Annotated in this window: 25 protein-coding genes; 14 read left to right on the top strand and 11 right to left on the bottom strand. The window is 54.9% G+C overall.

The genetic code is table 11. The annotated features are described in order from the left end of the window. Nucleotides 1–50: 50 nt before the first annotated feature. From A4E33_RS07830 to A4E33_RS07820, 3 genes are all read right to left on the bottom strand, one after another. Nucleotides 51–2,732: a response regulator gene (locus tag A4E33_RS07830; protein WP_292347142.1), complete on the bottom strand. Its 2,682-nt coding sequence runs from the start codon at nt 2,730–2,732 to the stop codon at nt 51–53. A gap of 640 nt (nt 2,733–3,372) precedes the next feature. After that, nucleotides 3,373–3,702 carry a tetratricopeptide repeat protein gene (locus tag A4E33_RS07825; RefSeq protein WP_292347141.1) on the bottom strand — a complete coding sequence of 110 codons (330 nt, stop codon included), beginning with the start codon at nt 3,700–3,702 and terminating at the stop codon, nt 3,373–3,375. A 180-nt stretch (nt 3,703–3,882) separates the two neighbouring features. Continuing rightward, nucleotides 3,883–4,356, bottom strand: coding sequence for a hypothetical protein (locus tag A4E33_RS07820; RefSeq protein ID WP_292347140.1), 474 nt, complete (start codon nt 4,354–4,356; stop codon nt 3,883–3,885). A gap of 58 nt (nt 4,357–4,414) precedes the next feature. On the opposite strand from A4E33_RS07820, the gene A4E33_RS07815 reads away from it, so the two are divergent. After that, the gene (locus tag A4E33_RS07815; RefSeq protein ID WP_292347139.1) at nt 4,415–4,645 is read left to right on the top strand and encodes a hypothetical protein; all 231 of its coding nucleotides are present in this window, start codon (nt 4,415–4,417) and stop codon (nt 4,643–4,645) included. 12 nt (nt 4,646–4,657) lie between these two features. Here A4E33_RS07815 and A4E33_RS07810 read toward each other — a convergent pair whose 3' ends face one another. From A4E33_RS07810 to A4E33_RS07795, 4 genes are all read right to left on the bottom strand, one after another. Then, complete coding sequence (locus tag A4E33_RS07810) at nt 4,658–5,302, bottom strand: hypothetical protein (protein ID WP_292347138.1); 645 nt, start codon at nt 5,300–5,302, stop codon at nt 4,658–4,660. 1,093 nt (nt 5,303–6,395) lie between these two features. Continuing rightward, nucleotides 6,396–6,611 carry a hypothetical protein gene (locus tag A4E33_RS07805; protein ID WP_292347137.1) on the bottom strand — a complete coding sequence of 72 codons (216 nt, stop codon included), beginning with the start codon at nt 6,609–6,611 and terminating at the stop codon, nt 6,396–6,398. 8 nt (nt 6,612–6,619) lie between these two features. Further along, entirely contained in the window at nt 6,620–6,856 is a 237-nt protein-coding gene (locus tag A4E33_RS07800) for a hypothetical protein (RefSeq protein WP_292347136.1), read from the bottom strand. A gap of 73 nt (nt 6,857–6,929) precedes the next feature. Beyond that, nucleotides 6,930–7,214 (bottom strand): hypothetical protein, encoded by a 285-nt coding sequence (locus tag A4E33_RS07795; RefSeq protein ID WP_292347135.1) that lies wholly within the window; start codon nt 7,212–7,214, stop codon nt 6,930–6,932. 114 nt (nt 7,215–7,328) lie between these two features. On the opposite strand from A4E33_RS07795, the gene A4E33_RS07790 reads away from it, so the two are divergent. Next, nucleotides 7,329–7,724, top strand: a complete 396-nt coding sequence (locus A4E33_RS07790; protein WP_292347134.1) for a hypothetical protein — start codon at nt 7,329–7,331, stop codon at nt 7,722–7,724. Nucleotides 7,725–7,789: 65 nt separating this feature from the next. Continuing rightward, entirely contained in the window at nt 7,790–9,313 is a 1,524-nt protein-coding gene (locus A4E33_RS07785) for a hypothetical protein (protein WP_292347133.1), read from the top strand. A gap of 24 nt (nt 9,314–9,337) precedes the next feature. On the opposite strand, the gene A4E33_RS07780 is transcribed toward A4E33_RS07785, so the two are convergent. Next, complete coding sequence (locus A4E33_RS07780; RefSeq protein WP_292347132.1) at nt 9,338–10,294, bottom strand: bifunctional 2-polyprenyl-6-hydroxyphenol methylase/3-demethylubiquinol 3-O-methyltransferase UbiG; 957 nt, start codon at nt 10,292–10,294, stop codon at nt 9,338–9,340. 318 nt (nt 10,295–10,612) lie between these two features. After that, a complete protein-coding gene (locus A4E33_RS07775) occupies nt 10,613–11,173 on the bottom strand; it encodes a DUF4126 domain-containing protein (RefSeq protein WP_292347131.1) in 561 nt (186 codons plus the stop codon). Nucleotides 11,174–11,333: 160 nt separating this feature from the next. On the opposite strand from A4E33_RS07775, the gene A4E33_RS07770 reads away from it, so the two are divergent. Both A4E33_RS07770 and A4E33_RS07765 read left to right on the top strand, forming a co-directional pair. Then, nucleotides 11,334–11,954: a 2'-5' RNA ligase family protein gene (locus tag A4E33_RS07770; protein ID WP_292347130.1), complete on the top strand. Its 621-nt coding sequence runs from the start codon at nt 11,334–11,336 to the stop codon at nt 11,952–11,954. Between the two features lie 99 nt (nt 11,955–12,053). Beyond that, nucleotides 12,054–12,587, top strand: coding sequence for an Hsp20/alpha crystallin family protein (locus A4E33_RS07765; protein WP_292347129.1), 534 nt, complete (start codon nt 12,054–12,056; stop codon nt 12,585–12,587). A 28-nt stretch (nt 12,588–12,615) separates the two neighbouring features. On the opposite strand, the gene A4E33_RS07760 is transcribed toward A4E33_RS07765, so the two are convergent. Next, nucleotides 12,616–14,424, bottom strand: coding sequence for a KUP/HAK/KT family potassium transporter (locus tag A4E33_RS07760; protein WP_292347128.1), 1,809 nt, complete (start codon nt 14,422–14,424; stop codon nt 12,616–12,618). 77 nt (nt 14,425–14,501) lie between these two features. Continuing rightward, nucleotides 14,502–14,789 (bottom strand): hypothetical protein, encoded by a 288-nt coding sequence (locus A4E33_RS07755; protein ID WP_292347127.1) that lies wholly within the window; start codon nt 14,787–14,789, stop codon nt 14,502–14,504. 176 nt (nt 14,790–14,965) lie between these two features. On the opposite strand from A4E33_RS07755, the gene A4E33_RS07750 reads away from it, so the two are divergent. The 9 genes from A4E33_RS07750 to A4E33_RS07710 all read left to right on the top strand — a co-directional run bounded on the left by A4E33_RS07750 (nt 14,966) and on the right by A4E33_RS07710 (nt 24,176). After that, nucleotides 14,966–15,823, top strand: a complete 858-nt coding sequence (locus A4E33_RS07750; protein ID WP_292347126.1) for a glycosyltransferase — start codon at nt 14,966–14,968, stop codon at nt 15,821–15,823. A 114-nt stretch (nt 15,824–15,937) separates the two neighbouring features. Next, the gene (locus A4E33_RS07745; protein WP_292347125.1) at nt 15,938–18,373 is read left to right on the top strand and encodes a heavy metal translocating P-type ATPase; all 2,436 of its coding nucleotides are present in this window, start codon (nt 15,938–15,940) and stop codon (nt 18,371–18,373) included. Between the two features lie 8 nt (nt 18,374–18,381). Then, entirely contained in the window at nt 18,382–18,522 is a 141-nt protein-coding gene (locus A4E33_RS07740) for a YHS domain-containing protein (protein WP_292347124.1), read from the top strand. A gap of 144 nt (nt 18,523–18,666) precedes the next feature. Beyond that, nucleotides 18,667–19,266 (top strand): DUF2179 domain-containing protein, encoded by a 600-nt coding sequence (locus A4E33_RS07735; RefSeq protein ID WP_292347123.1) that lies wholly within the window; start codon nt 18,667–18,669, stop codon nt 19,264–19,266. Between the two features lie 129 nt (nt 19,267–19,395). Next, nucleotides 19,396–20,421 (top strand): hypothetical protein, encoded by a 1,026-nt coding sequence (locus A4E33_RS07730; protein WP_292347122.1) that lies wholly within the window; start codon nt 19,396–19,398, stop codon nt 20,419–20,421. Next, a complete protein-coding gene (locus A4E33_RS07725; protein ID WP_292347121.1) occupies nt 20,418–20,879 on the top strand; it encodes a tetratricopeptide repeat protein in 462 nt (153 codons plus the stop codon). Before A4E33_RS07730 ends, A4E33_RS07725 begins: the two co-directional genes overlap by 4 nt. Nucleotides 20,880–21,095: 216 nt before the next feature. Beyond that, nucleotides 21,096–21,584 (top strand): ferritin, encoded by a 489-nt coding sequence (locus tag A4E33_RS07720; RefSeq protein WP_292347120.1) that lies wholly within the window; start codon nt 21,096–21,098, stop codon nt 21,582–21,584. A 49-nt stretch (nt 21,585–21,633) separates the two neighbouring features. Continuing rightward, nucleotides 21,634–23,010, top strand: coding sequence for a response regulator (locus A4E33_RS07715; RefSeq protein ID WP_292347119.1), 1,377 nt, complete (start codon nt 21,634–21,636; stop codon nt 23,008–23,010). A gap of 59 nt (nt 23,011–23,069) precedes the next feature. Further along, complete coding sequence (locus tag A4E33_RS07710) at nt 23,070–24,176, top strand: DUF362 domain-containing protein (RefSeq protein WP_292347118.1); 1,107 nt, start codon at nt 23,070–23,072, stop codon at nt 24,174–24,176. Nucleotides 24,177–24,329 lie beyond the last annotated feature (153 nt).

The following is a 24,329-nucleotide window of genomic DNA, read 5'->3' as shown; positions in this document are numbered from 1 at the left end:
GACTGGACTATGCAGCCGGGATCTTCCCGATTATACCGGGGTTCTTTTGATTATTCCCCGCGGGTGGCGGCAATGCGGTATGTCCCCTTCGGTGCCACGATCTCGAACCGCGCTCCCCTGCCATGCGTGCCGGTCTCCCGGATGCTCATTCCCGTGATAGCAAGGACCTCTTTTGCAAGGAACAGGCCAAGGCCGGAATTCTTCCCGAACCCCCGCTCGAAGAGGCGCATTTTGTCACATTCGGGGATTCCCGCTCCGTTATCCTCGATTACCAGGACAAGCGAACCGTTGTCATGCCGGGAATATGTCCGGAGCGCCGTCATCTCATCCCCTCCATGCCGGAGCGCATTGTCAAAGAGATTATAAAATACCTTCTCAAGAAGCGGGTCCGCGAAGATCTCTATGGCCGGCAGGCTTACGTCAAGCTCGACATTCCGGAACGGCAGCGCAGATCGTGCCTTCAGTACGAGCGGGACCGGATCCTGCCATGCGGGCGATCTGCATCCCATCCCGTCAAAAACGGTCATGAAGTCAATCTGCTGCACAAGAATATCAACGATCTTCTGTTCTTTTTCAACCAGATCCGCTGCGCGTACAGGATCTCCGGTGGATCGCGCCGAGAGGCTGAGGTACCCTGCAAGCGCATGCAGCTGGTTCTTGACATCGTGCCGGGTGATGCCTGCCATCAGCGTGATCTGGCGGTTGGCCTGCCGGAGGGCTTCTTCGGCCTTTCTCAGGTGCGTGATGTCATGAAGAATCCCTTCGATCCCGTCAAAATTACCGGCCGGATCGGTGATCACGCGGCTGTTTGCAACGGCATAGTGCAGGTTGCCGTACCGGTCTTTGAGCGTCATCGGATACCCGGCCACTTTCTTCTCCTGCAGGATATGCGCAAGGAAGGTCTCGCGCTCGGCCGGATCCGCGTAGAATTCCGTTGCGGCAAGTTTCCCGCAGATCTCTTCCGGTGAGTCATAGCCCATGATCCGGGCGCCGTAGGGACTGATCATGCAGAGGATGCCGTCACGGCCGGTCCGGTAGAAGACGTCCTGCATGTTCTCGATGATGTTCCTGAACACCTCCTCGCTCTTTCTCAGAGTCTCCTCGGCACGCTTGCGCTCACCAATGTCCCGGCAGACGAACATCATACCGTAGGGAGTCCCGTCCGGTGTCCGGAGGATATCGCCGTTCACTTCCAGAAGGACACGTTCTTTGTTGAAATTAATGAACGTGTATTCCCGGGGGCCGAGTGGACCACCGGGCATGAGTTTCGTATTCTCGATTGCCGCCGGCAGGCTCTCCGGTGCAAAGAGCGAGAAGACCGAGATGCCGATGATTTCCCCGGGATCGGTCATACCGGCAAGCTGCAGGCCCTTGTCATTGAGGAAAACAATCTTTCCCTCCAGATCGGTCTGGACGATAATATCCGGGCTTGCGGCAACCATCTTCCGGTGCAGCTCCCCGCTCTTTGCCAGTTCCTCTTCCTGCCGGCATTCCCTGGTGATATCCTGGATCGTCCCGGTTGTTGCAGGACGGCCGCGGTACGTCCCGGCACCGACGCGGATCCTGACCCGTATCCGGGTCTTCTGGTCCCGGTGGAGAAGCGAGAACTCATAACTCTCGGGAAGAGCATTTCCCCCCTGGCGAAGCCGGTGACGCCCCAGCACCATGTCCTGGTCCTCCGGGGCGATGAAGCGGATGAACGGCTGGCCGATGACCTCGTCGAGAGTGTACCCGGAGAGTGACGCAAGCTTGGAGTTGGCAAAGACCACGTTGCCGTCCTGCGCGATGAAAACAATATCATCGGTATGCTCGACCAGCGTCCGGTACTTCTCCTCGCTCTCGGCAATCTGCTGCCGCGATGCGTTGAGCTCGGACAGCTGCGTCTGCAGCTGCGCCTGCGATTCGGCAAGCTTGCCGTACGCGGCACGGAGTTCCTCTTCTGCCCGCTTGGTGGCAGTTATGTCGAGCTCGATCCCGTCCCAGACCGAGCTGCCGCCCGGGAGCATGCGCGGGGCAGACCGGAGGAGCACCCACCGTTCCGAGCCGGAGGGAGTGCGATACTTTACTTCGGCGCTGAACGGGACACCCGTGTCCCGTGCGCGCATCTCGGCCTCCATGAGCACGGAACGGTCGGCCGGGGCCACCTGGCCGTAGAGGAGCTGCGGGTCCCGCAGGACATCTGCCGCTTTCACTTCATGGAGTTTTTCCACGCCGGCGCTGACGTACGCAAAGCGCCGGTTCCCTGCCGGGTCCACGACTACCTGGTAGATGACACCGCTGGGAAGGTTATCGGAGAGCGAGATGAGCTGGGCATCGCGTTCACGGAGTGCGGCGACCGCCCTCTTGCGCCCCACCGCCATCCGGATCTTGTGGGCGAGTTCGGCGAACTGAGATCGCGGATCCCCGCCTTTCTGGACATAGAAGTCTGCCCCGAGGTTGATGGCTTCGATCACGACATCCTCGCGGCCACGGCCGGTGAAGAGGAGAAACGGGATGTCACCGTACTGTTCGCGGACATTTTTCAGAAATTCAAGCCCGTCCATCCCCGGCATCTGGTAGTCCGAAACGATCGCGTCGCAGGGCGTTGTCCTGATGATCTCAAGCGACTTTTCTCCCGACTGGCACGTCTCAACGCAAATTTCCCCGGTCTTTTCCAGGTACACCTTTGCGAGGTCAAGCAGGAACGGTTCGTCGTCAACGTACAGGACAGTGAGAGGGCTTTCGGCGGTCATATCAGCGTGGAACGGGAGGCATCATGTATGGTATCGCGGACAGTAAGGGAGAATAATGACGGTTCATCAATATGATCAGAACGATTTATAATATGAAATAGGTTTGTTCATCCGACATGCCATTCGGCCGGGAGGCGGATAAGAATTACGCAGCAATTCTTCCACCCCGGCAGTATGTTCAGACAGTCAGCAAAAAAATTTGAGAGATCTCCCGGCGGCTAGAGAAAGATCATCTCTTTGCCGGTATTCGAATCGATGAAATGCGGATAATTATCAAGGGATCCACGGGGAATCCGGGAACGCCGGGGATTTGCCGGGAATTTATAGCCGCATCCCGGACAGGATGCATCACGATCATTCGTTTCCTTACGGCATATCGGGCACAGTTGCATGTTTTCACCTCGGTTATTGACCGTTGTCTGGCTGCACGGTGTATACCTGAATAGTCCCCTCTTCCCGTGAGCTTATATAATCCCGGAATTCCCGGGGTTATGGCGTTTAACCCCGGGATTCCTTTGTCGAACCCGTGAGTCTGACAGGAAAATCGTACCAAAGGATCCGGGCGCCGCGTCCCGTGATCAGGAGTCTGATGGTAAAAAGAGGTTTTCCGGTCTTCCTGCCGGTAGAATCCCGAGCAGGATCAGAAAGGCATTCCCGTAGATTGTTGTGGTATCCTGCCCTGCAGTTCCCGCAGGTTCATCACCATATCGCGCTGTATCCGTGCTTCTTCACAGGCCGGGTCGATCTCGATTGCACAGGTGAATAACCGGATCGCGTCATCGTACCGTGCGAGATAATAATGGCAGGCAGCCATTGCCAAGTACGCTTTAGCATAGGTCGGGGCGATGACCGTTGCCTGTCTGAAATACCGGAGCGCGATCTCGTACCGTTCCTGCTGTACCAGCTCCAGCGCCTTACGATAGAGAAATTGCGCGTCGATAGGAATTCCTTTCATATATACCCAGTTCATAGTCGGGCCTCCTTGTCGAGGGTTCTCGGATCAGGTTTCCCCTGACAAATCATACCGTATCTATTTTTTGGGTTTAATATTCATAGGAAGGAGGGGTTTCCATGATGTAAACGCCGGGTTCGATGCTGCATCCGGCGCCGGCATACCATACATTTATTCCATCTTCCTACGATTTCCCGTTCACAGGCAACCCGCATGCAGAAAAATAAAAAAACGGATCCGGTTTAGAAAACCGGTACGGATCCCTGCAACGGACATTGCGGGCAAACGGACATGTGTATCCTCGGGAAGTGCCTCAGGCCGCACTGGTGGCTGATCCTCGCCGCGCTCATCTTCGCAGGCATCAGCCAGCTGCTGAACCTCATCGATCCGCTGATCTTCGAAAATATCATTCATGACTAGGCCCTGAACCCGAAGAACCACCCGGAAGACATCCTGATCCGGGGCATTCTGTTCCGGCTTGACGTGGCGATCGGGATCGCGTTCCTCGCACAGGCAACAAAGGCATTCCAGACCTGTTTCACCGAACTCGTGGTGAGAAAGGTTGGCATACAGATCTTCAGCAACGGCCTGCAGCAGACGCTCCGAGGGGATGAACCTTTCCGGCTGGGAGAAGCAACGCACTCCCATTGCCCGGGCGCTGAAGCGTGCCATCCCCTCCATCTCATCTTTAACGAGGCCTCCTTCGCCGAATAATGAGGATATTACGAACTTGATCCAGGATATCTCGCGGAGCCGGAAGCAGATCACGCTGCTGATTGCCCACCGGCTGTCCACGATCATATACACGGACGTGATCTATATCATGGAACGGGGCAGGATTATCGAAACCGGATCGCACGCGGACCTGCTGAAACAGAAAGGCCTGTACTATCCAATGTGGCGCCAGCAGATCAGGGAACACCAGAGTGAGCGGGGAGTACAGGGCGCAGCACCCGAATGAGCAGCTCCGGCTTTAGTTCTGCCGCATCGCCATCAGTGCAGCTCCTGCAGCCGCAACGATTACAGGAAAAAACCCGTCCGGCGATTGCGGTGTTGGCGATGTGGTCGGGAGTGGCGTGGGCAGCTTACGGGTTGTCGGGACTGTTGTCGGCAGTAGCGATTCCGTGGGAACAACGAGCGGGACTTCCGGCATCGCGATGCTGCTTGTTGCGAGGATGTTTTTCTGCGCATCCGTTTCCTGCACCCGCAGGAAATCCTTTGTAGGAGAGACATCAGCCGGCATCGTCCCCGTGAGGGTCAGATGCACCTTCAGTTCCTGCGTTCCCGGGTAGGAAAGGTACATCCCGCCGATTGTCAGCGTGCCGCCATTTTCCTGCGGCAGCCGCGTCTGACGGCCGTCGAGGACCAGCACCGGTTCCCAGCGTGCGCCCGAAAGGCCGGTTGAAATCACGAGATCGTGCGAAGCAGGGAAGGTATCGGACGTGAGATCTTTCCGGGGAAAATCAATGACCGCGGTCACGGTCACGGGCGTGCCGGCCGGCTGGTATCCCAGCGGCGAGACGCTCGTCTCTGCGAGCGTGAACGCCGATACGCCGGCAATTATCACGGTGAGGAGGATGAGTGCAAGAATAATTTCCGGCCGGTGGTCCTGTTTCATCGTACAGAAGATCGGTCTTATGTACCATTAAAATTCCGGAGCATTCCAGCGGCAATCCCGCTCACATGGGGTGGCGAAATGATTCTGGCGACGCCCTTCTCCAATACTTTTTTTCCATTGATCCCTTCGCCAGGCTACCCACCGGTAATCCCCGGAAAATTGCTTCCACAACCCTCCTGAAACGGCAATATATGCATTCCGGCAGCCCCCTGTCCCGCCACAACCACCAGTCCGTCCGGGGAATTATCGGCCGTTGTAACGTTGCCGGATGTTGTCAACATCCGGGCCTGAAACGGGCGATTCGCGCAAGTCAGAGGTTAAATCGAGCGTTCCAGAAAACAATAGTGCTGTTTTTTCACGAAATAGTGTCGTACGGCCCGGGAAAACAAGCCAACGGAGGTCATTCTGGCCTCCGTTGGGATACACTCTTCCGGACGAATGCGATATTCGGAAAAACTCCCACCTGCACCAGGTGCCCGCAGGAATGTTTCCCGGCCACCTCACTCTCCACAGATCCACTGATATTCACCAAAAAATCCCCTCGACAATTCCCTTAAAACGGCCATATACACATTCCGGCAGCCCCCTGTCCCGCCACAACCACCAGCCCGTCCGGGGAATTATCAGCCGTTGTAACGTTGCCGGATGTTGTCAACATCCGGGCCTGAAACGGGCGATTCGCGCAAGTCAGAGGCTAAATCGAGCGTTCCAGAAAACAATAGTGCTGTTTTTTTAAGAAATAGTGTCGTACGGCCCGGGAAAACAAGCCAACGGAGGTCATTCTGGCCTCCGTTGAGTACAGCCCTCCCGGGTCTCCTCCAGGATCCTGCATCTTCCGGTTTTTTGACGGATCCGTCCGGTTTTTTTTAAATTTTTTTCAGCACAACGCGGTTTTAAAAATTTTACCGGAAATTTTTCAAAAAGGATACTGGTAATTGTCAATAATGTACTTCATCGTGATGGCCAGGTTTTGGCAAAACGAACGTATTTTGCCTGGAACCAATACAACAACGATGTTCTGGTCATGATACTCCGGTAATTTCGTGGGGTAAAACCGCATCCGGTTACACACACCGCGAACCGGATAAAAAACTTATTTCCTCTTTGCTGTCTCACATGCCTCAAGGGAGTCCACGAGTTGCGCACGGACGGCACGCAGCTTTTCGTTCGCATCGGACAATGCCCGGTTCTTTTCCGCAACCTGATCGAGATATGCCTGCTTCTGTTCCACGATGGTACCGACAGCGGATGCAACGATGAGCATCACGACAGCCCGCATCAGGGCGTCGGGCGACAACTGGCCGGTCATGAAAAACGTTACCAGGACATGGAGGCTGCCGAAGAGGAGCGCGATCCAGACTGCCCGCCGCCCGTACCAGAGGCCGCCGATACGATGATCAGGTAAAAGAACTGGGTGTAGACGATGGTGATGCCGAACCAGTAGTGGACAACGAATTCGAGATCGAGGCCAAGGAAAACGAGAAGCGCGAAGATCACCGGGTGGGGCCGGTACAACGATTCCCAGAACGATGCCCCTGCCTCACCTTGTTCCATTGCCTGACCTCCCTTCACTGATCCTTGTGAAGTTGTCTGGATTATTAAACATGGCGGGAACGGCGCCGAGGCCTCAGGATTCCTCGCACTGTTTCCTGATCGATACGAAAAATGATAGGCCGGCGACTGCTGTAAGTATCGCGGCAAGGATCGCGTACACGGTATATTCTGAAAACCGGGGATTCTCCGGAACGCCGGCCAGGTTATACGGGCCGAGTGCAAGGAAGGGGATAACAAGAATGACCAGCGCGAAGAAACCGTTGGCGAACAGGAAGAACGGGTACCATTTCAGAAATGTCTCCCTGTCGTGCCTGCTGATTCCGGACGCTGCCTGCATGCAGAAGATATCTGGCGGCATCTTTTAATATCTTTTATAAAACGGCCACAATTTCCGGCATGACACATCCTGCTCAGGTGCCGTAATGGTTTGCCGCAGCAATCCTCATCAGCCGGGATGCCTATACCGTGCATCATGGAGCAGCTCCTCCGCGATACCGTGTACGCAGGCATACTCCTCTGGGCTGCAGGATACCTTGCCTCGATGGCCGTGTACCACTCCCTGCCGGATTACGGATTCTGGGGGAAAGTTGTTCTGCTGCTGTACCTCCCGTGCGCTTTCGGTTTTGCCTGCTGGTATTTTTCCGGCCGGATCCTCTCCCTCCGGTATTCTGCCGGCATCGGAATTTCCTGGAGCCTGATCGCGATCATTCTCGACTTCCCGTTCATCGTGCTACGGTTCGGGGCATGGCAATACTATGGCCCGGATGTATATGTCTATTATATCGCGATGGCAGTCATCCCAATGGCTGCAGGCACTTTAATCAGAAAGAGAGAGATGGCTGAGGACTGGCAGGTATCCGGAAGATGATCCGACATGATGTTCCCGTTCTTAAAACGGCAGGGTTATTGATACAGCGGTAACACCTTCCACTCATGAGCCTGCTCTTCACCGGCGTGGTGATCGCTACCGCGCTCCTGTACTTCCTCGTATCGCCGGACATTGTCAGGAACCGCCATATCGTCCCGCGGGCGGTCCTTGCACTCGTTGCAGGGGCGGGAAGTTTTGCCTTTCTTTATCTCCTCGAGATCCCGTTCACCACGTTCAACCTGCTGTTGTGGTTCGCAATCAACTGCGGAATTGCCCTGGGGATGAACAGCGCTGTTGCCAGTTATCCTCCCGGCGGGCTGGCAGCAGGGCTGATCATCGGGATTGCCGTTGTATTCTCGGTCGTCGGCATCACGCTCCTTTCAGCGCTGACTGCATCCCAGCTTGCGGCAGCACCTGACGTCACAGTCGTCTCCGGTCCCGCGGATATCATCAACAGCAGCCATATCCGGCTGGTCAGCTACGAGACAGCACTCTGGCGCAGTGACAAGGTCATCGGCTCGCTCGGGTACAAATCGGCGATCTCCGAGCCCGATATCCAGACACTGAACGGGACGCTTGTCTGGGTGACGCCGCTCGATTATGCGGATTCCTTCATCAAGGCATGGTCGTATGCCGGCGAGGGGACGGGCGGCTATGTGATCGTGAACGCAGAGGACCCGAAAGCCGATGCGAAGATGGTCCCGGTCAGCCGCATGGTCTATACCCGCGGCGCCCTGTTCGGAAATGAGGTCAACCGGCGCGTGTGGGAGCAGTATCCGGAATATCTCCAGATGGAGACGACGTTCCAGCTGGACGACCAAATGCAGCCGCAGTACGTGATCCCGCTTGCCGAACCGATGTTCTATGGCTGCATCGGTGAGCGGCCGGTCGGTGTTGCCACGGTCGACCCGGTCACCGGCGTCACTGACTTTTACCAGCTTGGCGAGCAGCCGGCCTGGATCCAGCGTGTCTGGAGCGAGACCACGGCCGAGGAATGGATCGGGTGGTGGGGCCGTTACCAGCTCGGCTGGTGGAACTCCATCCTTGAACAGCGCGATGTCAAGGTGCTCTCCGGCATCGACGGACCTGATGTGTTCCTCGTGAACGGCAACGATGGCAGGCTCTACTGGTTTGGCACGGTCTCGAACCCCGGTACGGATTCATCCATGGTCGGGTATATGCTGACCGATGTGAAGACCGGGAAGTTCACCTTCCACCAGACCCCGGGCTACTACAACGATATCGGCGCTGCACAGAACGTCCACCAGCACCCGGAGGTGGCAAAGGCGCCGGAGCTGCAGGTTGTCCAGCCGATCATGTACGTGATTGACGGGCAGGAGATCTGGATCATCCCGGTCATCACCCCGAGCGGGGAGCAGACACTCGTCGGTCTTGTCGAAGCGCGGAGCGGCGTTACGTATATCGGGCAGGACCTGCAGGACGTGCTCGGTCAGTGGCGGGGGATACCGGAGATCGCAGGGACCGGAACAGGTTCCGGGAGCGGAACCTCGCTGAAAGAGAAGATTGCTCAGATCCGGAAACTGCTGGACGAGATCGAGGCTGAATCGGGTGCTGTTACTAACGTATAGGGTACACACCCGATGCAAAAAAAATTATTTTTTACGGGCAATGATCAGGTTCATATGGGGGCTGGCATCTGAAGAAAAGAGATCGGATCTGAATCCGGCATCTGATAACATTTGTATAAAAAAATGGCGCTCAAATCCCAGTTCCATCCATCCGAACCTTCTCATTGACCACACTGATATCCCATCAAGGCGAACCCCCCAGGGATAGGGAAGAACCGGGTTCGGAAGGAATTTTATCGGGTATGACATAACCGGTTCCGATGCAAAACAGATGATCCCGTTCTCACTCAGAAGATTCGACAAATTCTTTATCATGGTTATGGGATCACAACAATGGTCAAAAGATTCATGAAAAAAAACCGCATCATATTTTTTATCGGGATCCTGAGAGAATGACAACATATCCTGTTGAAAAAACCTGATTTGATTTTTTAGATCCCGCGATCGGTATTTTATCAAATCGATGAATCTTTTGTTTATTTCAACACAGGTAACATTATATTTCATCTGGGCAAGCGTAAGGGTCAGATTACCCCATCCGGAACCAAATTCTAGAACGGTTGAATATGCAGGCAAATTTGCTTTTTTTATTACATATCCGATCGATAACAGATGGTCAGCCACTGTCGAAGCACTACCAGTGGAATAAGGATAGGGATAATTTTTCATTTCTTCCCCATCAAAGACGTGTTCTTCATTTGCAATATCATATCCGGCCCGACCGGAAATAAACGAATACAACCTCATCTGAAAATCATAATATTCCCGAGAGAACGGATTCCTGGGAAGATCATCTCTCCTGATTTTGAAGCAGAAATTACTTAATGCAAGTCTGCCGCAATCGTCTGAAATTTGAAATTGTGAGTCAACATAGTCCAGTTCGCGGTCCAAATCCGCAAGACTTGTGATATACTTCACTGAATATCCCCAATGTTTCAGGCTCTGGATTTTTTTCCGTGTAAACGAGAATGCGTTTTTCATGTTGTCACGAAATGCAAAATTTCCTATAACCTATTTTTTCGCCATTCTAATCAGATAATGCTGTTGGTTTATCAAAAAAACGGAAGAAATTCGCTGGAAAAATCGATGTAAGGAATCACCCTTAATTTGAGAATGGTTACCTGTTCGACAAAATATAAAACCTGATTTGGTTTTTAGAAGGAGAGTTGAATCGTTTTAGGAGGTTGTCGGGTAGTCCAAATTAAAGAGTATTATCGATGCTCTGTCACCTGATTGATATCCGGCTGATAAGGCAGGGGCCGCGGAAGCCCGGTGCAAGATGTCATCCCGTACCAAGATTCACAACGGTGAATCCCAGTATATCCGGTTCGCGCCCGCAAACAGAAGGACAAGAACGATAGCGAGCAGGATCAGCAGGGGAACAAGAATGGCGATGATGACGATGACAAGCGCGAGCAGGTCCTCAAGAAGACTGACAAGCCAGTTACCCATGCCCGCGGTTGCGGCAGTGACGAAGGGGCGCACCGCGGTCTTACCGGCGTGAACGCCACCGGCAACCAGCAGACCTGCGATAAATGCCGGGATTGGGTGGAGTTCCCCCGTGATGCCAGACCCGGCGGCAAAGAGGATGGCACCGGCAATTGGGCGGCCGAATGTCTGAATCATGTCGTTGAGGGTATCGACACCGGGGATCTTGTCGACCGTCATTTCGATAAGCAGCAGGAACGCAAGTACGGCGAGCACCCAGTCGTTCGTAAGCATGCCCCACGGCTCGTTCAGCTGGACAAGACCGGTAAACCGGGCAACGAGCCCCACGACCAGCAGCGGAAGGTACGCGTTCAGCCCCGCGGCCGCCGATAATCCGAATGCTTCTGCGATCCCCGAGATAACTTCAATCATGCTGCCCCGGCTCCGGACCACGCCTTACAGATAATGATCTTGTTCAAGACAGAGAAATGTATCCGTACCACTGGATGAATGTTCCTTTTGACAGCCACAGCGATTGCTTCTTTTTTGCCACTCCTTTTTTCATGCCGGCACTCCATACAGGCACTGAGTAATGACCCGTTATCTTATCGATATCCGTCTGATGGGGCCGGTGAAGCAGCAGATCCGCCAGCTGAGCGAACGGCTGCAGGAGAAGTTCGGCCTGGATAAGAACCTTGTCACTCCTCATATCACGCTGGCCGGCCCGTTCTCGACTGCTGATGAAGCGCGGCTCGTTGCAGGTTTCGCTCATGTCTGCACAGCGCAGCAGAGCATTCCACGCTACGATGTGGGCGGATACGGTTTTTTTGACGCAACCCGGGTCGTGTATGTCACGATCACCCCGGATGAGAACCTGAAGCAGTTCCGGTACCGGCTTGCGCAGGCCATCGCCCCGTACTGCACGCTGAGAGAGTATGACCTTGATTCCGCGGAAGATTTCCAATTCCATGCAACGCTCGCCATGAAACTCAACTGGCTCACGTACCAGCGGATTAAATGGTATTTCCGGAAGCAGGAACCAGTCATATACCGGTATCACCCGATCCGTGCAACGCTCATGAAGAATACGAAAATCCTCTGCGAGTACGATTTTGTCCAGCAGCGGATGCTGACCCGGGCTCAGGCGCTCTCCCGGGCAACGATGATGCGCGATCTTGAGATCCTGAAACTCTGGGACGAAGGGAGTCGGTAGGCATGACGCGCGGCGCATATCCGTCGACCATTTTCCCCAAAGCAAATATTTATTAATAACATATGACTAACTAAAAGTGAAACATAGGAGGAATCACCTATGGACCGTGAAAAACCTGAGAGGAAAACAACCGATGTTGTTCCCATCGCTCCGGGTTCTTCGCTCAGACCCTGGAGAATGCCGAGCCTGCTCGAGCGGGACTTTGACTCAATCTTTGACGATTTCCGGCGCTCGTTCGATTACATGATGCGCCCGTACTACCCGATGGAGATGCGGATGCAGGAAATGGGCATGCTGCCCGTGCGCTATGCACCGCTTGACGTTATCGATGAGGGCGACCACTACCAGGTCCATGCCGAACTCCCCGGGTTTGTCAAGGAGGACGTGGATGTGCAGATCAACAGCGACGGACTCTCCATCCGTGCCACGAAGAAGACTGAAAAAGAGGACAAGAAGAAGAACTATCTGCACCGGGAGCGGGCCTACTCCGCTTTCGAGCGATCGATCGCATTCCCGGAAGAGGTTGACCCGGCAAAAGCCGAGGGAAAGATGAAGGAGGGAATCCTCGAACTGAAGGTACCAAAGAAAGAGCCCAGACCTGACGTGAAACCAAGGAAACTTGACCTCAAGTAAATTTTAAAAAAGCCCCAACTCCGTTTTTTTACATCTCCACCCGCATAACAACGCCGTGGATCTTATCGGACGGCAGCTTGTAGAACTGGACAAGAGAAGGGGAGAGCCGCTTGACCGCGGCAAAGATACGCCAGATTACATGGTTCGTTACGATATCCTCCATACCATAGAAGATCGTCAGTTCATCGATCTCTGCTTCCTTCAGAATATCACCGATGTTGACAAACTCCATGTAACCGGCATAGATCTCGAAGATCGAGAAGCCCCGGGCAACCTCCCGGGTGAATCCCCATGTAATGCCGAACGGCTGCTCGGTGCGGGTGATCGAGACAATGATGTTGTCATCGTAGATGATCCGGTTGGTGAACATGATCCGGGGGATGTACTGTGGCAGGTTGCGGAAATCACGGGCAAAGAAGAGCGCGGTCCCGGAGATGCGGTTGAGCGAGGCATAGGCTTCGTTGAACTGCTTTATGAAAGAGTCGAAGGAGACCGGCTGCAATGCCGCGGCGAGTTTCTTCTGGCCGTTGATGTAGATCAGAATGATGGAGAACGGGATAGCCGCAATGACAAGAGACCAGTAACCGCCATAGGGGATCTTGTCGAAACTGGCAACGAGGAATGACGCGGTGATCCCGAGGATGGCTGCTGCAATCATGGACCGGACTGCCTGCCCGCGGCGTATGAAGATCCAGGTAACGAAGATTGCCGTTATGACCATCGTGCCGCAGACCGCGAGACCGTAGGCATGGGTGAGGTTGTTGGAGGTCCGGAAGATCACGATGATGAAGAGGACCGCAAGGAGAAGCGCCCAGTTCACGGTATCGATGTAGATCTGGGAGCGGAGCAGCGGCGATGTGTAGTCGATGCGCAGCAGCGGCATCATCCGCGTGGTTATGCCCTGGTATACGATCGAGAAGATACCGGATATCATGGCCTGCGACGCAATGATGGTTGCAGAGATGCTCAGGAGCACAAAGGGTATGTAGGCAATGCCGAACTCGGAGAGGATCATTTCGAACAGGATGTTGTGCACACCTGGATGTGTCAGGATAAACGCACCCTGCCCAAGATAATTCACCGCGAGCGCAACAAATACGATATGCCATGCCCGGATAATCGGCTCCCGGCCAAGGTGCCCCATGTCTGCGTACAGCGCCTCACCACCGGTAGCAACGAGAATGACCGCCGAAAGGATGAGAAATCCCTCAATGCCATGGGACGTGAGATAGCGGATGCCGTACACCGGGTTGATCGCGTAGATAACTTCCGGTGCAGAGAAGATCGCAACGAGACCTGCGCCCGCCAGTGCAGCAAACCAGACCACCATCACCGGCCCGAATGTCCAGGCAACCCGCTCACTGCCCCGTGCCTGGAGGGAGAAGAGCCCGATTGCGATCAGCCCTGCGATAATCATGAGCGTGGTCTGGGAAGTCTGCTCAAGGCCCGGGATGAAAGCAACACCTTCGACAGCGGACAGCATGCTGATGGCCGGAGTTATGACCGCATCGCCCATGAAGAGGGCAATACCGACGATTGCAAGCAGGGAGACAAACGCGGTTTGTGACCCGGGTTTTACCAAAGGTAGCAGGATCTCGCGCAGCACGATCGTCCCGCCCTCGCCTTTTGTCCCGAGATGCATGGCAAGATACGTGTACTGGACGGTGACGAGCATGGTGAGCGTCCAGAGGATCAGCGAGAGAATCCCGAGAACATTCTCCGGTGTCGGCCGGACAATAAGAAAGATTGCAGTAAGCGCATAGATGGGGCTCGTCCCGATATCACCGAACACGAGCCCCATGGACTTAATGACACCGTTCAGGGAATCGTTCGGCATCACATCAAGGGAGCTATCCCGCGGGCACGGTAAATAGTTTCTCTCTGGTGCAGCAGGGAAAAAAATCCGTGTCGCGCTTACCGGTCCCCGCCCCGCCGGAACCCGTCCGGACGCTGATCCTTTGCCTCGTGCTCTTCGAGAAGTCGCCGGAGTTCATTATGGACCTTCCCCTTGTCAGAAGCGCCTGTAAAGAGGATGCGGACCCCGTCAGTATCGTCCTTGAGATACGCGGCTTCATCATAGAGAACGAGCAGGATCTCCTCGTCTTTTCCGAACCGGTGCTCTTCGTACTCGCCCTTCATGTACCGCTCCCGCTGTTCCTTCGTGGGAGCGGAGTACTTGCTGTCGTACCGGAAGATACCCATGATTTCCTGTATGATGAAGATCGCGGGAGTTTTTAAGGATGCCGTGCGCGGCGCGGTATTGTTCTTACGGGAGCGGGTTAATGGGTAACGGGAGCAACAGGATGAATCCGGGGCTGCGGGATACGGCCCGGTCCCGGAATTTTTTTTACCATCGCTGCTGACACCTATAGGGTTTCATGATAAGGGACCGGAAACACCCGCACATCAGCATCATTCTGCCTGCCCGCGGCAATGCAGACTGCATTACTATCGCTCTCGAGAGTATCCTGTGCCAGACAAAAACGGACTTCGAGTTGATCGTTGTCGGTGACGGAACAGCAGGTGCCTCAGCAGATGTGCCAGCCGGCCAAAACGATCCGCGGATCGTAGTCATACAGAAAAAGGAATCATCCAACAATGCAGCTGCGTTCAACGGAGGCATTGCTGCAGCAGGAGGGGAACTGGTCGGTTTTATCCGGCCCGGTGATGCATGGGATGAGCGAAAACTGGAGGAGCAGGTTTCCTGCTTTTCGCTCCTGTCACCGGAGTACGGTGTCGTATATTCCGATACCTGGGAGATCTCTCCTGCCGGTAACCGTGCGTACTGGCACAGTCCTGAGATGGATGACGGTGACCTGCTGAATGAGTACGCAACGGATTTCCAGGCTGCAGGCCTTGACATCTCCCCAGTCCTGGTCCGTCGCTCTGTTCTCGAGAGGGCCGGGCCGTTCGATGAATCGCTCGGGTGCTTCTCGGACATGGATATGATCATCCGGCTCAGCCGGATCTGCCGTTTCCACCATATCGGGAAACCACTCTGCCACCGCAGGTCCCGGATGAATTCACCCGACAGGATTATCGGGAAAAGCATTGCGCGGCTCCTCCTCCTGCAGAAATACCCCGAGGTTCTCCACAATCAACTCTTTGTGGCACACCAGGCTGACCAGATCCGTCGTGCCTTGTGGATGGCACGCGAGGGAATCCCGTCTTCCCCCGCCCGGAATACACCTGAACCGGAACCCGGGTATTACCGGAAAGCGGTCCTGGATCTCTGATTTTTTTATTCTCCCGGCAGGATCGCGTTTCTTTTCCTGCCGTTTGCCAGCGGCTGGTACGTTCATAAGGTTATTAATCGCGGGAATAGATCCTACTGACTGGAGGAGCGCCCCGTGCCGGAACCTGAGAAGAAAAAGGCGGAACTGAAGATCACCGGGATGCACTGTGCAACGTGCGCCGTCAACATTGAGGAATCACTCACAAAGATCAAGGATGTGGAGAAGGCGCAGGTCAACTTCGGTACCGACTCAGCGCACGTCGAGTTCGACCCGGAGAAGGTAACCATCCACGAGATCGAGAAAGCGGTAAAGGACGCTGGTTACGATGTCGTGAACCAGGAGGCCACGATCAAGGTCGGGGGCATGATGTGTGCCACGTGCGTGGAGACGATCGGGGCGGCACTGAAGAATCTGCCGGGCGTTGTTACGGCAACGGTCAACCTCGGCACCGAGAAGGCGTACGTCACCTACAACCCCTCACTGACAACGATTACCGACATGAAGAAAGCGATCGAGGATGCCGGCTACCAGTACCTCGGGATATCGGGAGAAATGAGCGAGGAGGCCGAGAAGAAGGCACGCGAGGCAGACCTGCATGACAAGTTCGTCCGCTTCGTTGTCGGGTTTGCCGTGAGCATCCCGCTGATGGCTGCGATGTACGTGCCGCTGCCGGTTTCCATGCATGAGCTCGGGTATATCATGCTCGTCATCTCGACCCCGGTCTTTGTCTATGTCTCAGCTCCGATCTTCCGGGCTGCATGGATCGCCCTCTCGCACCGCACCCTCTCGATGGACGTGATGTACGCAATGGGCACGGGAGTCTCGTTCGTTTCGAGCGTGATGGGAACCTTCTCAGTCATCCTCACGCACGAGTTCATGTTCTACGATACAGCCATCATGCTCGCAGCGTTCCTCATGCTGGGCAGGTACCTCGAGGGCCGGGCAAAGGGCAGGACCTCGGACGCGATCAAAAAACTCGCCGGGCTCCGGGTGAAATCCGCGACAGTGATCCGCGAAGGCGCAGAGAAGGAGATTTCGGTCGAGGATGTTGTCATCGGGGACCTCGTGATCGTGAAGCCCGGCGCGAAGGTGCCGGTTGACGGTATCGTAACAGAAGGCGAGAGCTATGTCAGCGAGGCGATGATCACCGGTGAACCGGTGCCGCCCCTCAAGGCAAAAGGAAGCCGCGTTGTCGGCGGTACGCTTAATACCAACAGCGTGCTCACGATCAAAGCGGAGAAGGTGGGGAAGGATACCGTCCTTGCCCAGATCATCCGGATGGTGGAAGATGCGCAGGGTTCGAAACCGCCCGTACAGCGGATTGCCGATGTTGCCGTCACGTACTTCATTCCGGCCGTGCTGCTCATCGCTGCCGCATCGTTCGTGACCTGGTACTTCCTTCTGCACGCGACTACACTTTTTGCGCTCACAGCGCTCATCTCTGTCCTTGTAGTAGCCTGCCCCTGCGCCCTCGGTCTTGCAACCCCAACTGCTGTAACGGTCGGGATCGGGCGCGGGGCTGAGCTGGGGATCCTGATCCGGAATGGTGAGGCCCTTGAGGTTGCTGAGCGCGTGACAACGGTTGTCTTCGACAAGACCGGGACGCTCACCCGGGGAGAGCCGGAGGTAACGGATGTCGTCCCGTCCGGCATCTCGCCCGAGACCCTCCTCACCCTTGCAGCAGCAGTCGAGAAGAACTCGCAGCATCCGCTTGCGGTTGCGGTAGTGAAGGCAGCGCAGGACCGGGGCGTCACGCCGGAGACCGCGACGGGGTTCGATACCTTTGGCGGGCGGGGCGTTATGGCGACCGTCCTGGGCGAGCAGGTACTGGTCGGGAACCGGGCGTTCCTTATCGAACGTTCCGTAACGATTAGTGATGAAACCGGTGCCCGCATCACTGCTCTCGAAGAGGAGGGAAAAACTGCCGTGCTCGTTGCAGCCGGCGGAACGATGGCCGGTATCATCGCAATCGCCGACACCCTCAAGCCAACGACAAAGGACGCTATGGTTAAGCTCCAAGGGATGAATATCCGTGTCGCGATGATCACGGGAGATAACCGGAGAACAGCCGAAGCGATCGCTAAACAGATCGGTATCGGGACCGTTATAGCGGATGTGCTCCCGCAGGACAAGGAAGCGGAGGTAAAGGCGCTGCAAGCGAAGGGCGAGGTCGTCGCGTTCGTGGGGGACGGTATCAACGATGCACCGGCACTCGCGCAGGCTGACGTCGGGATTGCCATCGGCAGCGGCACGGACGTTGCCATCGAGAGCGGGGACATCGTCCTGATACGGGACGATCTCCTCGACGCGGTAGCCGCGATCCAGCTCTCGAAGAAGGTCATGGGCAGGATCAAGGGCAACATCTTCTGGGCGTTCGCCTACAACGTGGCGCTGATCCCGGTGGCAGCCGGCGTCCTCTATCCCTCGTTCGGCATAACCTTCCGGCCAGAACTTGCTGCGCTCGCCATGGCGGCAAGTTCTGTAACCGTCGTCTCGCTTTCCCTCCTTCTCAAAGGATATATACCGGAAGCGAAAAAGGCAGTGAGCTGAGGTGTTGTATGGCAATCGACCCGATCTGCAAGATGACCGTTGACGAGAAGACGGCGAAATACACGAGTGAGTACAAGGGAAAGAAGTATTACTTCTGTGCCCCGGGCTGCAAGAAAAAGTTTGATGGCGACCCTGCAAAGTATACGTGAGTATCCTGTCCTGAAATTCCGCGCGATTCGGTTGGTTCAGGAAAATCCCCCTTTTTACCCGTTTTTCCCGATAATGTTGATATAGGAACAACCGGCAATCTCTTCAGAACATCCTGCCTCCCTCCGGGCAGAACAGGTGTGTACATGTCGTTTTTCGGTATCAGTCCTGAAATCTATGCGTATGTCATCCTTCCCCTGCTCATCTTCCTTGCCCGAATCTGTGACGTGAGCATGGAGACGATCCGTGTCATCTACATTTCCCGCGGCATCAGGTATCTCGCACCGGTCATCGCATTCTTCGAGATCGTGATCTGGCTCCTTGCCATGGAGGTGGTCATGCAGGATCTCTCCAATATCGCGAACTTCATGGCATTCGCTCTCGGGTTTGCAGCGGGTACGTATGTCGGGCTTGTCATAGAGGAGCGCCTTTCCATCGGCATGGTCATCCTGCGCGTGATCACGACGGAGGAGTCCGAAGGGCCGATTACTGGTTTTCTTGCGGCAGAGAACTACGGGGTCACCCGGCTTGACGCACAGGGATCACGGGGCAGCGTCAGGATTATCCTCTCGCTGGTCAACCGGGGGGATATACCGCGGATAACGGATTTCATCCGCACCGTCAATCCCCGGGCATTTTTCTCGATTGAGGACGTGCGGTATGTGAACGAAGGTGTATTCCGCCAGGAAGGAACCGGTATCCTGGCCGGAATATCCGGCAGCGGTTTCCACCGGAAAAACCAGTAAAAAATTCCTCGTCTCCGCCTTGCAGCCATGATCGGGGGGAGCTGATACAAACGATGATTTATGTGCCATCGGCGCCAAGTGAGCTGATAACCAGAACAGGTTATTCCACGGTACCCTGAGTGAAACGCCATGAAGACCGAGATGCCCCTGTCAAAACCCATCCGGCGGATTATCAAACAGACCGAAGAGATGCTCGACACCGAGATCTCGCTCCTGCGCCAGCCTGAGGCCGATCCGGGCGGAACTCTCGTTGATATCTATACCTACGAGATGGAAAAGAATATCAATGTCATCATCTTCCCCGCCCAGTACGTCGGTCTCCTGAAAGACTTCATCATCGCCAAACACTGCACACACCTGCTGATCAAGGGAGCCGCGCACAAGAAGGGGAAATACCTCGTCTGTTCCTATGACGAGGATTCGGTATCGCGCGGCATGCGCCAGATTTATATCGATACCCTCAAGGACGAAGCAAAGAAAGCCGAGAAGGATAAGCTTCCGGTCAACAAGCTTATCCAGATGCTCTTCATCCTGTACAACCATTTCAACGAAGATATCAACGAGATCCCCTGGAACGCGATCGTAAACGCAAGCGTGTACCACCGGATGTCCAAGATCCGCAAGACCCAGCTCTACCACATCATGAAAGAGAGCAAGAACGACATGGACGAGATGGTGGAGCAGGAAAAGATCATCCCCCGCCGGTATTTCGTCCTGAACAAGGCGATGTTCTATGCCCGGGATATGTTCCTGGCAAAGACGCTCCCGGCCGACGAGCTGATGCCGGTACTCAATATCCCGCAGATGAAGAAGTTCAACCATCTCGAGGTAAAAGAGATGCTCACCCACCGCTGGACACATACGGCATGGTACCAGTCAAAGGTCTTTGGCGATACCATGCTGGAGATCGTGGACAAGCATCTCGATAAAGTCGAGTGGAACGCACCGCCAACGCTCGATCACTACTACGAGCTCTACCGGCTTGGCGTCAACCTGACAAACCACCTGACATCATACATGAGCATGAAGGACTGGTTCGTCTGGGATACGCCAAAGCATCTGTTACAGGCGCACGAGATGAAAGGAGTATATGAGAAAAAGGCATTGAAGAAGATTTTTGGTGATCTGATCAGTGATTCTGAGGAGGGTACATGACAACAAAGGAGGTCGTTGAGATCCTCAAAAAGGGGCGGGCCTATGCCCAGAGGACCAAGTACAAGGAGGCAATGGCATACTATAACAAGGCGCTGTCTCTTGACCCGAAATATCCGGAGAGCTGGTACCTGAGGGCATCGGTTCTGATCGATACCGGTAAACCGCAGGAAGCTCTCGCGGACTGCGAGCGGGCGCTCGCCCTGAACCAGAACTATGCTGATGCGTGGTCGAAAAAGGCGCTTGCACTCTTCAACCTTGAGCGATTCGAGGATGCTGTCCTCGCTGCCACCCGCGCCTCGACGCTCAATGGCAACGATGCCATGGCATGGTACATCAAAGGGGTCTGCCTCGACGAGCTGGGAAGAAGCGATGAGGCACAAGAGGCATACGGGAAATCACTTGAGCTCGAGATCATCCTGGACATGGATGCCGAACGCAGGAAGATACGGAAACACTGACAGGCCTTTTTTATTCACGGCCGATCCGCCTTGTTTTTCTCCTGGACAAAATCCGCGGTTCTGCTGCCGTTTTTAGGGAATTATCATGAAACAGGATCACTGTCGGAATACCGATAGGTCGGGAAAGCGGAGACGTGGGTACCAACCCTTGGACCCTCCGCATTACAAACAATTATAAAAATACAAACCAATGAACGATCCAGCGGAGGTTTTCTGATGATTTCCAAAACCATGGAATCGGCACTCAGCAAGCAGGTGAACCGCGAACTCTATTCGGCATACCTGTATCTTGCCATGTCATCGTATTTTGAGAGCGTAAGCCTGAAAGGATTTGCGAAATGGATGAGGATCCAGGCAAAGGAGGAGCAGGCTCACGCCATGAAGATCTATGATTATGTCGTTGCCCGCGGAGGAAAAGTCGCATTCATGGACATCGAGGCGCCGAAGGGCAAATGGGCGTCAGCCGGTAAGGTATTCGAAGAGACATATGCCCACGAACAGAAAGTGACCGGTATGATCAACGCGCTTGTCGACATGGCAAAGAAGGAGAACGACCACGCAACGTTCGAGATGCTCCAGTGGTTTGTGAAAGAACAGGTCGAGGAAGAGGAGCATTCCGCTGATATCCTGAACCAGATCCGGATCGTCGGAGACATCCCGGGCCACCTGTTCTGGCTGGACCATCAGCTGGGCAAACGCGAATAGACCCATAATCTTTTTTATTTATATCCTCAATGGACTATCAGGGAACCCTATGCATTCCGTCCTCATCATCGATGACCAGCAGGACCTGCTGGACATCACGCGGCTCTTCCTCGAACGTTTTGGCGAGATGAACGTCGATACCGCAAAAACGGCAAAGGAAGCGCTGGCGAAGATGAAGGACAGGAGTTACGATGCCCTTGTCGTAGATTTCGACCTGCCGGATATTTCAGGTATCGAGTTTCTCAAGATCGTAAGGGCAAAAGGGGACACCACGCCCATTATCATTTTCACCGGTGTTGGCAGGGAAAATGCTGCCATCGAGGCCCTGAACAACGGAGCGGATTTCTTCTTAAAAAAAGGCGAGGACCCGCACGCGCAGTTCCGGAACATGGTCCACATGATCAACCAGGCCGTGGAACGGAGATCCATGGGCCGCGCGATAGGGACTTCCGAACGGCTCCTTGCAGAGACCATTGCATTCTTTTCAGAGCCGGCGTATGCCCTTGATCGCGAAGGCAAGGTGATCGCCTGGAACCTCGCGATGGCGGAATTCACCGGTATCGAGGCAAAGAACATGCTCGGAAAAGGGGACGGGAAATATTCCGTCCCGATTTTCGGCCGCAAGATGCCCATGCTCACTGACATGATCTTCGATGACGAGAACACCATCGTGAAGAACGGATATACCATCATCAGCAAGGAACCGGACTCGGTTACGGCATGGATCAAAACAACCGGGACAGGAGGCGAAGACCGGTTCTTATGGATGAAAGCATCCGCGCTCCATGACGGCAAGGGCGTCTTTGTCAGCTCAATCGGAACGGTAAAGGACATCACCGATGAACTGGGACCGGAACTCTCGCGATTATCGGCAGTTGCCGGCCAGGACGTACCCCTCTCCAGCACTCCGTCGTCCTCCAAGGCAGGACGGCTCGACAAGCTGCTGGGTAGGGGCAGGTCAAGTTACAAGAAAGGCCTGTTCCATTATTACCGTGAGGGAAACCATCCCGAAGCGATCCGGTACTTCGACCAGGCGCTGGAGATCGACCCGTACCTTGCCGCGGCATGGCACGACCGGGGGGTCTGCCTGAGGGAACTTGGCAGGGATGAGGATGCACTCAAAAGTATCGACAAGGCGTGCGAGATCGAGCCGGAGAACGAGGAGTTCCTGTTCACCCGTGCGGAACTGCTCAAGAGGATTGGAATCCTCCGCGGGCAGAAGAATGCAATTGCTGCCGCCGTAAAAACGTTCAACAAGGTTCTCGAGATCAACCCGAACAATGCTGATGCATGGAACGGCCTCGCTGTCTGTATGAAAGAGCAGGGCAGGGACGAGATCTCACGGCAATACTACGAGCGGGCACAGAACCTTGTCCGTTGGGGCAAGGCCAAGAGGAAGGTGCGGAACCTCGACACGATTGTCTGATTCCGGACCAGCATCTTTTTTTCCAGAAAACCCGCAATTGTCCCGTAGGAGATGACGTCATGACAAGTCCCGTCTATTTTGCATCCCTGCGTGCATTTTCTGACCAGGAGTCCACGATTTCCAAAGTGCAGCGGTTATTCGACCATGCGGGTTTTGCCCAAGCAATTTCGCAAAAGGGGAAGACCGCGATCAAGATCCATTTCGGCGAATTTGGTAACGACGGGTTCATCAGCCCGGTCTATGTGCGGCAGGTGGTTGACAAAGTGAAGGCATGCGGGGGCCTCCCGTTCCTGACCGATACCAATACCCTGTACATGGGCAGCCGGTCGAACGCTGTTGAGCATATCGGCACGGCAATCCTCCACGGATTTGACTATGCTGTCACGGGTGCACCGGTCATCATTGCCGACGGTCTCGATGGAAAGAATACCCGGAAGGTAACGATCAACAGGGAGCACTTCCATGACGTGGTCATTGCAGGAGATATCGCAGCGGCAGACAGCATGATCGTGATGAGCCATTTCAAGGGCCATATCGTGTCCGGGTTCGGTGGAGCGATCAAGAACCTTGCTATGGGCTGCGCCCCGCCGGAGGGAAAGCGGGCACAGCATAACGCCCGCCCGTTCACGATTCCAGAAAAGTGCACGGGTTGTGCTTCCTGCATGAACGTCTGCCCGAAGGACGCTGTCACGGTAAAAAAGAAGAAATCCGTGATCGATCAGGAACTCTGCATCGGCTGTTTCGAATGCATGCATGCATGCCCGGAGCATGCGATCGATATCAACTGGGAGACGGAGATCCCTCAGTTCATGGAACGGATGGTCGAGTATGCATACGGTGCGCTGCAGGGAAAAGAGCGGAGGTGCGGGTTCATGAATTTCCTCATACGGATTACCCCGGACTGCGACTGTTTCCCGTTCAGTGATGCACCAATCGTCCCGGATATCGGTATTCTCGCATCAACGGATCCGGTTGCTATCGATGCCGCAAGCTTCGACCTGGTCAACCAGCAGCAGGGTTTCTCAGACTCGCTCCTGACTACACACCACCACAAGGGCGCTGACAAATTCAAAGGAGTCCATGCCCAGACCGACGGGGAAGGGCAGCTCCGGTACGCAGAAAAAATTGGCATGGGGACCCGTTCGTATGATCTGATAAGGATCTGATCATTTCTTTTACTCCCAAAAAGCAGAAATCTGCCTTCTTCAGTAAAGATTTTTCACCGGTTCACCTGCTGTCGTCGTGGTAGCGTACACGACGTGCTGTAAAAAGTGAAGATGCCCTGTATCCAACAGTGAATTGCAAACAAAGAGGAACAG

Source organism: Methanoregula sp. PtaB.Bin085 (genome assembly GCF_002067035.1).
Lineage (GTDB): Archaea > Halobacteriota > Methanomicrobia > Methanomicrobiales > Methanospirillaceae > Methanoregula.
This window is presented reverse-complemented; position numbering and strand designations above follow the sequence as displayed.

Coding starts and splice junctions, on each gene's coding strand:
- A4E33_RS07830 (WP_292347142.1), bottom strand. CDS start 2,732: ATGACCGCCGAAAGCCCTCTCACTGTCCTGTACGTTGACGACGAACCG.
- A4E33_RS07825 (WP_292347141.1), bottom strand. CDS start 3,702: ATGAACTGGGTATATATGAAAGGAATTCCTATCGACGCGCAATTTCTC.
- A4E33_RS07820 (WP_292347140.1), bottom strand. CDS start 4,356: ATGGCACGCTTCAGCGCCCGGGCAATGGGAGTGCGTTGCTTCTCCCAG.
- A4E33_RS07810 (WP_292347138.1), bottom strand. CDS start 5,302: ATGAAACAGGACCACCGGCCGGAAATTATTCTTGCACTCATCCTCCTC.
- A4E33_RS07805 (WP_292347137.1), bottom strand. CDS start 6,611: ATGACCGGCCAGTTGTCGCCCGACGCCCTGATGCGGGCTGTCGTGATG.
- A4E33_RS07800 (WP_292347136.1), bottom strand. CDS start 6,856: ATGGAACAAGGTGAGGCAGGGGCATCGTTCTGGGAATCGTTGTACCGG.
- A4E33_RS07795 (WP_292347135.1), bottom strand. CDS start 7,214: ATGCCGCCAGATATCTTCTGCATGCAGGCAGCGTCCGGAATCAGCAGG.
- A4E33_RS07790 (WP_292347134.1), top strand. CDS start 7,329: ATGGAGCAGCTCCTCCGCGATACCGTGTACGCAGGCATACTCCTCTGG.
- A4E33_RS07785 (WP_292347133.1), top strand. CDS start 7,790: ATGAGCCTGCTCTTCACCGGCGTGGTGATCGCTACCGCGCTCCTGTAC.
- A4E33_RS07780 (WP_292347132.1), bottom strand. CDS start 10,294: ATGAAAAACGCATTCTCGTTTACACGGAAAAAAATCCAGAGCCTGAAA.
- A4E33_RS07775 (WP_292347131.1), bottom strand. CDS start 11,173: ATGATTGAAGTTATCTCGGGGATCGCAGAAGCATTCGGATTATCGGCG.
- A4E33_RS07770 (WP_292347130.1), top strand. CDS start 11,334: ATGACCCGTTATCTTATCGATATCCGTCTGATGGGGCCGGTGAAGCAG.
- A4E33_RS07765 (WP_292347129.1), top strand. CDS start 12,054: ATGGACCGTGAAAAACCTGAGAGGAAAACAACCGATGTTGTTCCCATC.
- A4E33_RS07760 (WP_292347128.1), bottom strand. CDS start 14,424: ATGCCGAACGATTCCCTGAACGGTGTCATTAAGTCCATGGGGCTCGTG.
- A4E33_RS07755 (WP_292347127.1), bottom strand. CDS start 14,789: ATGGGTATCTTCCGGTACGACAGCAAGTACTCCGCTCCCACGAAGGAA.
- A4E33_RS07750 (WP_292347126.1), top strand. CDS start 14,966: ATGATAAGGGACCGGAAACACCCGCACATCAGCATCATTCTGCCTGCC.
- A4E33_RS07740 (WP_292347124.1), top strand. CDS start 18,382: ATGGCAATCGACCCGATCTGCAAGATGACCGTTGACGAGAAGACGGCG.
- A4E33_RS07735 (WP_292347123.1), top strand. CDS start 18,667: ATGTCGTTTTTCGGTATCAGTCCTGAAATCTATGCGTATGTCATCCTT.
- A4E33_RS07730 (WP_292347122.1), top strand. CDS start 19,396: ATGAAGACCGAGATGCCCCTGTCAAAACCCATCCGGCGGATTATCAAA.
- A4E33_RS07725 (WP_292347121.1), top strand. CDS start 20,418: ATGACAACAAAGGAGGTCGTTGAGATCCTCAAAAAGGGGCGGGCCTAT.
- A4E33_RS07720 (WP_292347120.1), top strand. CDS start 21,096: ATGATTTCCAAAACCATGGAATCGGCACTCAGCAAGCAGGTGAACCGC.
- A4E33_RS07715 (WP_292347119.1), top strand. CDS start 21,634: ATGCATTCCGTCCTCATCATCGATGACCAGCAGGACCTGCTGGACATC.
- A4E33_RS07710 (WP_292347118.1), top strand. CDS start 23,070: ATGACAAGTCCCGTCTATTTTGCATCCCTGCGTGCATTTTCTGACCAG.